Annotated in this window: 10 protein-coding genes and 3 tRNA genes; 6 read left to right on the top strand and 7 right to left on the bottom strand. The window is 39.5% G+C overall.

The window, feature by feature from the left end; translation table 11 throughout:
* Nucleotides 1-227 precede the first annotated feature (227 nt).
* On the top strand, nucleotides 228-755 hold the full coding sequence (locus tag AC3IRX_RS06800; protein ID WP_489209147.1) for a hypothetical protein: 528 nt from the start codon (nucleotides 228-230) through the stop codon (nucleotides 753-755).
* A gap of 99 nt (nucleotides 756-854) precedes the next feature.
* Nucleotides 855-1,499 carry a hypothetical protein gene (locus AC3IRX_RS06795; RefSeq protein WP_489209146.1) on the top strand — a complete coding sequence of 215 codons (645 nt, stop codon included), beginning with the start codon at nucleotides 855-857 and terminating at the stop codon, nucleotides 1,497-1,499.
* 483 nt (nucleotides 1,500-1,982) lie between these two features.
* On the opposite strand, the gene AC3IRX_RS06790 is transcribed toward AC3IRX_RS06795, so the two are convergent.
* From AC3IRX_RS06790 to AC3IRX_RS06780, 3 genes are all read right to left on the bottom strand, one after another.
* Nucleotides 1,983-2,066: transfer RNA gene (locus tag AC3IRX_RS06790), tRNA-Leu, on the bottom strand.
* A 13-nt stretch (nucleotides 2,067-2,079) separates the two neighbouring features.
* Nucleotides 2,080-2,152, bottom strand: a tRNA-Gly gene (locus tag AC3IRX_RS06785).
* A gap of 38 nt (nucleotides 2,153-2,190) precedes the next feature.
* Nucleotides 2,191-2,272 (bottom strand) — tRNA-Leu (locus AC3IRX_RS06780).
* 164 nt (nucleotides 2,273-2,436) lie between these two features.
* Between AC3IRX_RS06780 and AC3IRX_RS06775 the strand changes: the two genes are divergently transcribed.
* Together AC3IRX_RS06775 and aat are read left to right on the top strand one after the other, a co-directional pair.
* Nucleotides 2,437-2,820 carry a DUF3127 domain-containing protein gene (locus AC3IRX_RS06775; protein ID WP_489209145.1) on the top strand — a complete coding sequence of 128 codons (384 nt, stop codon included), beginning with the start codon at nucleotides 2,437-2,439 and terminating at the stop codon, nucleotides 2,818-2,820.
* Between the two features lie 56 nt (nucleotides 2,821-2,876).
* A complete protein-coding gene (gene aat / locus AC3IRX_RS06770) occupies nucleotides 2,877-3,527 on the top strand; it encodes a leucyl/phenylalanyl-tRNA--protein transferase (protein WP_489209144.1) in 651 nt (216 codons plus the stop codon).
* A gap of 6 nt (nucleotides 3,528-3,533) precedes the next feature.
* Here the strand turns inward: aat and AC3IRX_RS06765 are convergent, their stop codons facing one another.
* On the bottom strand, nucleotides 3,534-6,326 hold the full coding sequence (locus AC3IRX_RS06765; RefSeq protein ID WP_489209143.1) for a carboxypeptidase regulatory-like domain-containing protein: 2,793 nt from the start codon (nucleotides 6,324-6,326) through the stop codon (nucleotides 3,534-3,536).
* A 330-nt stretch (nucleotides 6,327-6,656) separates the two neighbouring features.
* Between AC3IRX_RS06765 and AC3IRX_RS06760 the strand changes: the two genes are divergently transcribed.
* On the top strand, nucleotides 6,657-7,079 hold the full coding sequence (locus tag AC3IRX_RS06760; protein ID WP_489209141.1) for a DUF6146 family protein: 423 nt from the start codon (nucleotides 6,657-6,659) through the stop codon (nucleotides 7,077-7,079).
* 6 nt (nucleotides 7,080-7,085) lie between these two features.
* Here the strand turns inward: AC3IRX_RS06760 and AC3IRX_RS06755 are convergent, their stop codons facing one another.
* Both AC3IRX_RS06755 and AC3IRX_RS06750 read right to left on the bottom strand, forming a co-directional pair.
* Nucleotides 7,086-8,306, bottom strand: a complete 1,221-nt coding sequence (locus tag AC3IRX_RS06755; RefSeq protein ID WP_489209139.1) for an aminotransferase class V-fold PLP-dependent enzyme — start codon at nucleotides 8,304-8,306, stop codon at nucleotides 7,086-7,088.
* Nucleotides 8,307-8,442: 136 nt separating this feature from the next.
* Complete coding sequence (locus tag AC3IRX_RS06750; protein ID WP_489209137.1) at nucleotides 8,443-9,984, bottom strand: glycine--tRNA ligase; 1,542 nt, start codon at nucleotides 9,982-9,984, stop codon at nucleotides 8,443-8,445.
* Between the two features lie 199 nt (nucleotides 9,985-10,183).
* Between AC3IRX_RS06750 and AC3IRX_RS06745 the strand changes: the two genes are divergently transcribed.
* Nucleotides 10,184-11,194, top strand: coding sequence for a quinone-dependent dihydroorotate dehydrogenase (locus AC3IRX_RS06745; RefSeq protein WP_489209135.1), 1,011 nt, complete (start codon nucleotides 10,184-10,186; stop codon nucleotides 11,192-11,194).
* On the opposite strand, the gene AC3IRX_RS06740 is transcribed toward AC3IRX_RS06745, so the two are convergent.
* Nucleotides 11,187-12,431: a DUF445 domain-containing protein gene (locus tag AC3IRX_RS06740; protein WP_489209133.1), complete on the bottom strand. Its 1,245-nt coding sequence runs from the start codon at nucleotides 12,429-12,431 to the stop codon at nucleotides 11,187-11,189. The genes AC3IRX_RS06745 and AC3IRX_RS06740 overlap by 8 nt on opposite strands.
* Nucleotides 12,432-12,503: the final 72 nt, after the last annotated feature.

Here is a 12,503-nt window from a genome sequence, read left to right as displayed (position 1 = left end):
GAGGGCGATAACACGCTCATTTTGGGAATGGAAATGTGCGTTTTCCGCTCGCTTCGCTCCGTAATCAGGTGAAAGTACTAGAAAGAAAGCAGACTTACTTGTTTCGTCACTTCAAGAATCCTCTTTTCTCGAGGTCCGGTAAAATACATTTTGTTTTTTGTTAAATACAAGCGTTTTCTGTAGAATACTAGACTGAATTTAAGGAACTTCACAAAAATAAAGAAAACGTGAAGAAAAAGAGAATTGATTTTGAAACGAAGATTTGGGAGGGAGTAGAACTGGACTCTTGGTTGTCTGTGATGCGAGCCTTTTTTCGTGTGGAGGACCTAGTGACGCTTAAAGAACAACGAAATGAAATGCTTCGTTTTGCATTTTCTTCGAGCTGTGCTCCGATTACGATTGGGTACAACGTCTTTTGGAACTATCTCTGCATGCGATCCTTTCTTAAAGCGTGCTTTGTTTTAAGTAAGCAAACTTATAAATGGAGACTCTCTGAGCCTCTAATTCCTTCCTCTAATTTAATGTTTGCGTCGCTTTCGAAACAGGAGTACCATGATCCGTTTTCAATCTTTCGAGACGCGTTTGAAAAATACAGCCTTAAGGATTTTGAATGCTTTAATAGTCAAGTAGTTCACTTGTCAATGGAAGCGTTTTCTGAAGTGCTCGAGGTAGATTTGCTCGTTTTGCAACACTTTTTGGTTAAAATGCTTGATGGAGCACAACTTATTCTCGAGCGTGATCCACAAAGGATTTAGCCCTAAAATAGGGCTTTTGAGACGGATTTACGGATTTTTAAATTAGGATTTTTCAATTAATTAGCAATTTATTACATTAACCTCAACTAAAACTTAACTATGGAATCGAAAAATCGCTTTAACACACGGTATATAACTAACGTAGAGGACGCTAGAAGATCTTTAGAAGCTCTGCTTGGAGAAAATGTAAAAGGTGCAATAGAAAAAAGTGTTTTTGATCTGAGTTCAAGCCTGAACATTCCAATTCTTGAGACGCATGTGAAAGAATTTCCAAAAATATTACAACGGTATCGATTTGACCAATTAATCTCTGATGAACTCGAAATCAAAGGGATGGAGGCAATTGATATTAGACGCTTAGGTTATTTGACAAGTATACTGTCGCTCGCTTCCTTTGGGAGTGGCTTACTTGATGAGAATAATAAGTTAATCCCTTTACCAAATATTAAAGGTAACAATGCTTGCTTTGGAATGATACAGTATCTAACGAATTTCATTTCATTGGATGATTACTTTGATATTTTGTATCTGATGGTATTTACTGCGGTTGGCAAAGAGTATTATGATGTGATTAACTCAAAAATACAACATGGTGAACTTAGGGCAGAAAATTTGGAGATTATTTACACTGACCCAGACCTAGAAGTTCACCGTAATTTGATTCTTGCTTTTTCTATGATACGTCTGTTCTTAGAGTCTATCTATGTCTACTTTGATTTAGAAAGTCATTATGCTGAAAACTAATTCTGAATAGAATTCTTGGAGAATTGATTTTCTAAAATAAGCGAACATAAGGATTATCTGGATTTTCCACAAAAAAATATCTCTCTGAAATTCCCAAGATAAAATCCTTGGAGAATTTCCAGATTTCTTGGAGAATTGATTTTTCTAGAGAATCAAGAAATAATTTTGTAAAACAAACTTACATCAGAATTATAGGGCTTTCTGTAAAATTAATTTCTCCGGAAATTTTCCCGGGATAAAATTCTTGGAGAATTTTTAGATTTCTTGGAGAATTGAATTTATGATTTTAATCTTAAATCTTCAATTACTGTATTTACCAATAGTAATTGAAAAAATTAAATCTTGTTAAAAAGAAAACATCAGAAAAAGTCTAAATAGAAAGATAAGTTTTGTTCTTGATCCATAAGTATTTTTAAAACCACCCTTTCAGCCACCCCCAATAACAAAAAAGACTGTTAATCATTGATTAACAGTCTTTTTGTGTACCCCAGACGGGACTTGAACCCGTACGTCCTTGCGGACACAGGATTTTAAGTCCTGCGTGTCTACCAATTCCACCACCAGGGCAAAGTAGAAGTTGAGCGAAAAACGGGACTCGAACCCGCGACCCCAACCTTGGCAAGGTTGTGCTCTACCAGCTGAGCTATTTTCGCAAAAAAAATTTCTAAGTGATTAGAAATTTTTAAAATAGTGCGGATGAAGGGACTCGAACCCCCACGCCTCGCGGCACCAGATCCTAAGTCTGGCGTGGCTACCAATTACACCACATCCGCAGTTATTATAAGATCTTCTTTTCTTTTTTGTGAGTGCAAATATAGCTTATTTTTAAATTGTAAAACAAATTTTTTTTCATTTTTTTTATTTGCAAAATACTAGGTATTGAATTCATTTTTTTAAGTTTGTTTTTGCTATTTTTACCGAATTAAGTTTTTAGATTATGGAATTACAAGGCACAGTGAAGAAACTTTCTGAAACCCAAACTTTTAACAGTGGATTTCAGAAGAGAGAATTAATCCTTTTAACGCAGGAGCAGTACCCGCAGCCTATTAGTATTGAGTTCTTGCAAGATAAGATCTCATTGCTAGATACAGTGAGCGAGGGTGACCAAGTGAAAATTGGAATTAACCTTAGAGGAAGAGAGTGGACAAGCCCTCAGAATGAAGTTAAGTACTTTAACTCGATTGTTGGCTGGAGAATTGAAAAATTGGCTTCTGACAATTTTAATGAACCCACTCAAGCTGCACCACTTGAAGAAGGAGTGAAGAGTGAATCGCAAAATGCAAATCCTTTCGAAGAAGAGGATGATGATTTACCTTTCTAAAAAGTAGAAAATAATTGATTTGAATCCCACTATCTTTGGTGGGATTTTTTTATTCTATGGTTTCATTAAAGAAAGATGAAATAGGATTTCCGGATCCAAGAGAGTACCACCCTTTAGGGGGTCTTATTGCTATGGGAGGTGATTTGTCTTCTGAAAGGCTTTGGCTTGGGTATAATCTTGGACTGTTTCCGTGGTTTAATCCTGGCGAAGAGATCTTATGGTGGTGTCCAGATCCTCGATTCGTACTTTTTCCAAAGAATTTGTATGTATCTAAATCCATGAAGAAAGTTATTAGTTCGAACCAATTTACCTTTACGAAGGACCAGGCTTTTGAAGAGGTTATGCGGGCTTGCATGGAGGTCTCTAGAGTGGATCAAGACGGAACTTGGATTAGTGAAGAACTGATCTGTGGTTTCTTAGAACTGCATCGAGAGGGCAAAGCTTCGAGTGTTGAAGTTTGGCAGGATGAGGAGCTTGTTGGTGGATTTTATGGCGTAGTCGTGGGTAAAGTGTTTTGTGGAGAAAGTATGTTTTCAAAAGTAAGCAACGCATCCAAGGCCGCATTTATCACCTTTGTACAATCTAACCACGACAGATACGATTTGATTGACTGTCAAATTCACTCCAATCATTTGGAGACCTTTGGAGCCGAAATGATTTCAAAAAATGAGTACCTTGAAATTCTCTTTGAGTCGAATGGGCTCTAAATTCGATTAAAACTTAAACGACACATTTGCGAAGAACGTACGACCGCGGTCATACCAGAATTTGGTTCCAAAGAGAGGTTCTGATCTCTGTGAATCTATTTGGGACTCTGGATAGTTTGTGTTTCTAATTTGTTCATAGCCTCCAGAAATATAGTCTCTGTTATTGAATACGTTGATTACGCTTAAACTTAACCCTAAGGTATAGCGGCCCACACTAAAAGATTTTCCTGCATCCAAATTAAATAGCCACTGATCTTCCATTTTGACTTGGGAAAGTAGAGGTGAGATGGAAGAGGGACGCGCTGCTGGAATTACAAGTCCTGTATTTTTGTCTGTGCTTTGCTCGTAATGACTTCCTGTTTGAGGATTGGTGTAAAAATCGGAAGTTCGGTTGGCTGCATAAAAGTCCATGTAATGGTCTGCGAAAAAATTGGCCGAACCGCCTAGCCACCAAAGTTTTTTATTGCTATATCTAAATCCTAGCGTAGCTGCTGTTTGTGGGGAACCTGCTAATTTATAATCTTTAATTTGGGCTGGGCCTAAGTCTTGATATCCTTGGGCAGAGGTTTCGTTTTCGGTGGTTAGAAGCACGGTGGGATTGTTCTCAATGGTATACTCTCCTAAACTGGAGATGGCAAAGAGTTTTAAATTTGGAATAATCCTCGCCTCGATTCCCACCTCGATTCCCTTGTAGCGCTTTTCAACTCCGGATAAGATCTCGGTTACATAGGATTCTGTGTTGTTTTTTGTGCCTTGCGAGTAAAGATCCGTGTAGAATCTTGAAACTTCGGTGCCATTTTTTACATCACTCCAAAATCCTGACACACGAATTCTTAGGGCTTGGCTACTATAGTTATAGCGAAGTTCGTTGGAACTCACTACTTGGTTTCTTATTTCAGGCGTTTCTAGGTTGCTTAAGCGGGGGTTGACAAACAGGTCTGTAAGGGTAGGGGCAGCGCTGTAAAGCATCGCATTGTATGAGAGTTGGCTTCTAGGATTTAGTTTGTAGCTAACTCTTGCTTTCACACCCGCATCTAGATTTTCAATTCGCTTGCTTAATCCTTTTGAGTTACTGTAATAGGGGTTTAAGTAATTGCCTTTTCTTTGAGAGGATGTATAGTTTATGAAAACGGAGGCCATTACATTCCATTTGTTTAGTTCAGCGTCTGTGGACAGGTTGAAGCTAGCTTTGTTCTTAAAAAACAAATAATCGTATTTGTAATGATCCCCTACGGTAAGTCTCGTGTTTTGATTAGAGGAATCGTAGTTTTCATGACCATTCGAAGCGTAATGGTTTAGCGCAAATTCTGCCCCCAGCAAATCGTTTATTTCTTGGTAATGCTTCGAAGCGAAATTTTGGTAATTTAAGTTCAAATTTAAATTCCAGAAATCGGTTAGTTTTGTGTCGAAATGCGATGCGAAATTAAAGTTTTTGATGTCACGAACATCCTCTACTACCATATACTGAGCACCTTCTTCCAAATGGTTTTGATTTTGGGTTCGTAAAGCTTGCCAATTGATTTGATTAAAGGAATTGTCTTCGTTCCATCTCTGTTCTAGCAGGTCTAAATCTCCTGGGGGTGCATTTATAGTTCGGTAATAACTGGGTAGGTTTGTATAGTATGTAGGGTAGGGATTGGGTGCATTTCTCCAGGAAAGACGGCTTTGGGCGTCTCTTCCGTATTGATACGATAAGGTATTGTTCCAATTGCTGCTCTCGCCGACCCCATTGTAAAATTGCAATTGGAAGACAGGCATGAAGGAATTTCTAGTACGCGCACTCCGATTTTTCCCTCCATCAAATCCCCAGTATGCATTGTAATTTTTACCCATCAAATCGTACACTTCTTTTGTATTAGCGCTGTACGTATCTCTTTGAGTGGGAGCTCCAAAGGCTGTAAAGTTAATTGAAAAACGGTCTGACAATTTCTTTTCAACCGATCCGAAATAAGCGTAGGAATCTTGTTCAATTCCTTGAATCACACCATCGCTACCTGATCTTTTGCTGACAGAAAGAGCAAAGGCCCATCCGCTAGGGAAAAGTCCACTAGCATAAGAAGCTAGAAGTCTGTTTTTATAATTGCGATTGAGGTAGGAATATGTGATCGAAGCCTCTTTGTTGAAATTAGAAGCTTTCGTGTCGTAGTAAAGGGAACCCGCAAGATTTGCAAAGCTGTATTTTGAAAAGGATAAATAGTCAGAGACTTCAGAAGGACGCCTCGTGATGTCACTTAATCCTCCCCATTGAATAGGATCTACTACGCCGTCTATGGGATCCGACATGGATACTCCATTAAAGGAAATGTCTTCGTAGCGATTGTCCACCCCTCTTGGAACAAAATTATACATGCCTTGTTCAAGCATGGCATTTTTTTGATACACATCACGTCTTGCACTTAGTAGTGAGGTCATGGGTTGTACTAAGGATCCGTCACTATCGGCAATGGCATCGTCCAGAACTAAAATTCCTAAGTCAGTGCTGTGGTTGGCTGAGCGCATGCTGATCACCCCCAGGTCTTTTCTTTTTTCACCTTGTTCAATGGTAAAGGTGATTCGTCGGGGTTCTAGTCCGGCCTTGGAAATGTTTACTTGGTAGGTGCCGGGATCTAATCTTACAAATTGAAAATAGCCAATTTTGTCGGCCACCAGGTCATTGGAGGACTGGCTTAGATCTACCTCCGCTCGTTCTACTGCGTTCCCATGCTCATCTTTAATGTAGGCAAAAGCTGTCGTTTGAGATTGAAATAGTGCAAAAGTAAATAGAGTAAGCACGATTGAAAAGAGAATCCTAATTTGCAAAGTTTGATTTTTGCGTGTCTTTTGCAGTCCCATACCCACGTCTTGCCTTCTTGCAGGAGTGCAACAAAGATTTGACTTGAAAAATGATTTTAGAACTAAGGAAATCATTCGGATTCTAGTGGTTTAGTCCAAAGTTTTCCCTTGGAATTTTTGGATTCAGAAGGAGGCACTTTGTGTGGTGGTTTTCGTACAATATTTTGCTAAAATTTTGCAACAATAACCGTTCCAATCTTTCTTATTGAGGGCTCAATGAGCAAAGTTGATTGGATTCTTTAGACGTAGTTCCAGTTTGGCGTTTAATTTGCTGCCTTTCTACCATATACAACGGTCATGAAAACAACCTTCTATCTCGTTTTGCTCATGGGAGCTTTAAGCTTCGTCACGAATTGCAGTAGTTTGCGCTCACTGAGTAAGGACGACTCTACTGTGATGAAGCCAGAAAAGAATGAAGAGGGAGAGTGGGAATTGATTGTAATGGACACGCAATTCGATTATTTCCTTTCTGCGATTGCAAGACCACAAAGTATGTATACCGAAAGCAGTCTAAAAGCACGCAACGCAAGTTTGGTATCGGAATGGAATAGCTATTACTATTCAGGACGTTACCGAAATGTAATTGAGTCAGGGATTGATTACGATCCCAATGAAAACTACGGAATGGCTTTCGAATATAAATTGTACCAAGTCTTTGCCTATGTCCAATGGAAATACGGTCTGAGACTTCGAGGTCTTGGCGGGGCTGAGGTTCGCTAATTTCTTCTAGCCTAGCATTCTTTGAGCCTTACGGACTCCCTCTACCAGTGCGTCTATTTCCTCTAGTGTATTATAAATTGCAAAACTCGCACGAATGGTACCTGCAATTCCGTAAAAGTCCATAATGGGTTGAGTGCAGTGATGTCCTGTGCGAACGGCAATACCTAGTTTATCTAAGATCATTCCCGCATCGGATGCAATTCCCGCATTATTCAATGTGAAAGAAACTACGCCTGCACGGTGTGCATTTTCGGCATAGATATGCAAACCGTCGAGCTGCTGAAGTTCTTTTTGGGCGTATTCAAGTAGTGCATGTTCGTGACTTTGTAAATTGTCATGTCCGATGGATTCCATGAAATCTACTGCGGCCCCTAGGGCGATATTTCCTCCTACATTTGGGGTGCCTGCTTCAAATTTGAATGGGAGTCCCGCATAGGTGGTTTTCTCAAAACTACAGGTAGAAATCATTTCTCCTCCGCCGTGGAAAGGGGGAAGTTTTTCAAGTAGCTCTTCTTTTCCATAAAGGATCCCAACTCCCATGGGAGCGTACATTTTATGGCCAGAGAAGACGAAAAAGTCACAATCCATTTCTTGCACATCAATTTTTAAATGAGGTACAGACTGAGCGCCATCAATGATGATTTTAGCACTAGAATTTTTACGGGTCATGGAAATAATTTCCTTCAAGGGATTGACGACACCTAGCGCATTGGATATTTGATTCACCGAAACGATTTTCGTTTTCTCACTTAAATTCTTTTCAAGAAAAGTAAGATCGAGCTCGCCTTCCATGTTCATAGGGATTACCCTTAGCTTTGCGCCTGTTCTTTCGCAAAGCATCTGCCAAGGCACTATGTTGGAATGATGTTCCAAGTAAGAGATTATGATCTCATCACCAGCCTTAATCTCGCTCGTGTGCGCATAAGCTAGTAAGTTGAGCCCTTCTGTCGTTCCTTTTGTAAAAATGATTTCATAATCCTGTTTTGCTCCAATGAATTTTTGAATTTTCTTACGCGAATCTTCCATAGCCTCCGTTGCAATTTGACTTAGGGTATGAATTCCGCGATGCACGTTTGCATTGTATTCAAGATAGTACCGATCCCAGGTTTCTAGTACCGAGAGGGGTTTCTGCGAGCTTGCTGCATTGTCCAGGTATACTAAAGGTTTTGAATTCACTTCTTGCGAAAGAATTGGAAATTGGGATCGTATGGCTTGTATAGAAAACATGTGTCTTATTTAGAATGGTTCAAATTTACGGAATTTAAAAGGAATCAAACCGTTTAAACCTCGAAGAAATTAACAGAAAATTCAAATGGCCTAATGCAATTAGACCATTTGAATTTTCTTTATTTCGTTGAAAAATTTAAAGCTTAGACAAAAGGGTTCTAAAGTTTGTTTTTTCATCAATGATTCTTCGTAGGTCTGCTACCTTGACTCTCTCTTGGACCATGGTGTCACGATCCCGTAGCGTCACGGTGTGTTCTGTTAAGGATTCATGGTCCACGGTGATGCAATACGGAGTTCCAAGTGCATCGTTTCTACGGTATCGTTTTCCAATGCTGTCTTTTTCCTCATAATTCAAGTTGAAGTCGAATTTTAAATCGTTGTATATCGATTCTGCATATTCTCCTAACCCATCTTTTTTCATAAGCGGAAGTATCGCCGCTTTAATAGGGGACAAGGCTGGAGGTAGAGAAAGAACCGTTCTTTCAGACCCATCTTCAAGCACTTCATCTTTTAAGCAATGTGACAATAAGGCAAGGAACAATCGGTCGAGTCCAATGGAGGTTTCGACTACGTATGGAACGTAGTTCTCGTTTTTCTCAGGATCAAAATATTGAATTTTGCGACCGGAAAACTCTTCGTGCGCCGAAAGGTCAAAATTGGTTCTGGAGTGAATTCCTTCTAGTTCCTTAAATCCGAACGGAAATTTAAATTCAATGTCCGTCGCGGCATTTGCGTAATGGGCTAACTTTTCGTGGTCATGAAATTTATAATTTTCTGCTCCGAGTCCTAACGCCAAGTGCCAGTTAAGTCTTTTTTGTTTCCATTGTTCAAAATGAGAAAGTTCGGTGTTCGGTTGTACGAAAAACTGCATTTCCATCTGCTCGAATTCTCGCATTCTGAAAATAAACTGTCTTGCTACGATTTCGTTTCGAAAGGCTTTACCAATTTGAGCAATTCCAAACGGTAATTTATGACGAGATGTTTTTTGTACGTTTAAATAGTTGACAAAAATTCCTTGAGCAGTTTCGGGTCTTAAATAGAGATCGGTCGCGTTTTCAGCAGAGGCTCCTAGTTTGGTTCCAAACATTAGGTTGAATTGTCGAACGTCCGTCCAGTTTTTGCTTCCTGAATCGGGATCTGCAATCTCGAGTTCTTCAATTAGCGATTTAACATCCGCTAAATCATTGTTTTCTAGTGATCTCGCCATTCTAGAAAGAATGGTTTTTTGACGTTCGCGATAATCTAAGACTCTCGCATTTGTAGATTCAAATGTAGGGAGGTCAAAGGATTCTCCGAATCGCTTTGCCGCTTTGTCAATTTCTTTCTGTGCTTTGTCTTCTAGCTTTGCACAATAATCTTCAATTAAAACATCGGCACGGAAGCGTTTTTTACTGTCCTTGTTATCAATTAACGGGTCGTTAAAGGCGTCTACGTGGCCGGAAGCTTTCCAGATCGTAGGGTGCATAAGAATCGCGGAATCAATCCCGACGATATTTTCGTTTAACTGTACCATGGCTTTCCACCAGTACTGCTTAATATTGTTTTTCAGTTCCGCGCCGTTTTGTCCATAGTCGTAAACGGCGGAGAGCCCGTCGTAAATTTCAGAACTTTGAAAAATAAACCCATACTCTTTTGCATGGGAAACTACTTTTTTAAACGCATCTTCCTGTTTTGCCATAATTGTCTTGATAATTTGGACAAAATTAGTGAAATAAAACTGAATTACGTCGGATTTAACTCGTTTCGAGACTTATTTTGCCCTACAAGGCGGATCGCATTTTACTACATTTGAATATGGTTTTGAAAAAGAGAAATTCCTAAATTATGGGGTAGGACCCTAGAAAAAGCTTTAAATTTGTCGTATCCATCTTTTTACTATGTACAAAACTATTTTACGTCCGCTTCTATTTAAGTTAGATCCTGAAAAAGCTCACCACCTTACGTTCTGGATGCTACGGAATTTCGGGTTCTTGGCTCCTTGGTTTTTAGGGAAACCCCTAGAGGATCCCAAGCTTGAACGAGAGGTTTTTGGTTTAAAGTTTAAAAATCCAGTGGGTCTTGCAGCGGGATTAGACAAAGATGCGAAACTTTATAAGCAGCTAGGAGCCCTGGGATTTGGTTTTGTAGAAATTGGAACCTTGACGCCTAAGGCGCAAAGTGGCAATGAAAAGAAGCGACTTTTTCGGTTGGTGGAAGATTCTGGAATAATTAACCGAATGGGGTTTAACAATGAAGGAGTGGATAAAGCGGTTGAACGATTGAAGTCGAATACGAATGTATTAATAGGCGGAAATATTGGAAAAAATAAAATAACGCCGAATGAAAAGGCAAGTGACGACTACAAACTGGCTTTTGAGGCTTTGTTTGAGGTCGTTGATTATTTTGTCGTCAATGTAAGTTCCCCGAATACTCCAAACCTTAGAGCACTTCAAGATAGAGGTCCTTTGACAGAGCTCTTAAATGAACTGCAGCAACAAAACAAAGCCAAAACGAAGTCAAAGCCTATTCTTTTAAAGATCGCGCCCGATTTGTCCGAGGATCAACTACTCGATATCATTCAAATTGTTAAGGAAACTGGTATTTCTGGGGTAATTGCCACCAATACAACTCTTTCACGTCAGAATTTAACGTCTGTGAATCAAAAAGAGTCTGGAGGGTTATCGGGAAAACCTTTAAAGGAACGATCCACCGAAGTCATTCGTTTTCTTCATGAGAAGAGTGAGGGAGCGTTTCCTATCATAGGTGTAGGTGGAATCCACTCAGCAACAGATGCACTTGAGAAATTGGAGGCCGGTGCTTCCCTTGTTCAACTGTATACGGGCTTTATTTACGAAGGGCCTCAGCTGATTACAGAGATTAACGAAGCCCTTTTGAAACAGGCTAAATGAAAAAATTAGCAATCGTATAGAGGATTAGACCCACGAGTCCTCCGACGAGAGTTCCATTCACACGAATAAATTGAAGGTCCTTTCCGACTTCCAATTCCAATTTTTCACTAAGCATTTGTCCGTCCCAGTTTTCAACTGTGCTCGAGATTAGCTCACTAACTCGGTGCGTGTTTCGTAAGAAATATCGAAAGGCCGTAAGTCGAACCCATTTGTCAATTTTACTTTTTAAGTTCGGGTCCTCAGTAAGGTCCAAAGCGAAGTTATGGATGGATTTTTGCAGATAGACCTTTAGTGGAGAATCACTTTGAGAGAGTTCTTTTAAAAGAAGGGTTTTTATGGAATGCCAAATGTCCTTTGCGTAGCTCTGTACCCTTTCTTCCGTGAGAAAATAGGATTTCATCGACTGAATTTTCTCTTTCCATTCTTCTTTCGTTTTTAGGTCCATTGACAACTCTTTTATTTTTTCTGTCAGGACTGCTCGAACCGGATGGGACAAGTCCGATTCAATTTCTTCAAAGTAAGAGACAATTCCTTTTGAGATCTTATGTGCAATGGCTTTGTCCACAAAATTGGGAATAATCGAATAACTCTGTTTTTTTACTCGCTCTCTAATTTCCTCCTCGTTTTCAAGAATATACGTTTTTATGTGAGAAGCGATCGAACTTACTACAAGTTGGTGTTGATCTTTTTCAACCAAATATTCAATCGTACTGCCTAGTGTGGAGGCTAAATTAAGATTCTCTGTAAGTTCGTTCGTTTTTTGAACTAAAAAGGATTCTATGGAACGGTCCTCCAACTTTGATATAAGATCGTGCAGAATAAGGGACCCCTCGGATATTAAAAGTTGCTGGTTGGTGGGCTTTAAAAGCCAAGATCCTATGTAATCCGATAGGTTTAGTTTTGAAATGTAGGGACGAATCGTCTCCGCAGATAAAAAATTGCCTACGACGAACGAACCTAAGTTGTCTCCGATTTGGTCTTTTTTATTTTGAATTAAGTTTGTATGTGGAATCTTTAGCCCTAAAGGATAATGAAATAGGGCGCTGACCGCAAACCAGTCTGCAAGTGCTCCCACCATTGCCGCTTCTGAAAACGCATGCAGATATCCAATCCAATGCGAATCGGACTGCTTTTGCATGGCGGTAGTGACTATGAAAATAACCGCCATTAAAACAAAGAGTCCCGTCGCAAATAGCTTATGATTTCGTAATTGTCTTTTTTTTTGTGTTTCTGTCATTTAGTATTATTTCACTAATTTTGAACTAAATAAATAAGTTTTAAAGGGCTTTTTAAGCCTTAAGAAACTAAT

The sequence above is a fragment of the Epilithonimonas sp. KH_059 genome, from assembly GCF_057838485.1.
This window is presented reverse-complemented; position numbering and strand designations above follow the sequence as displayed.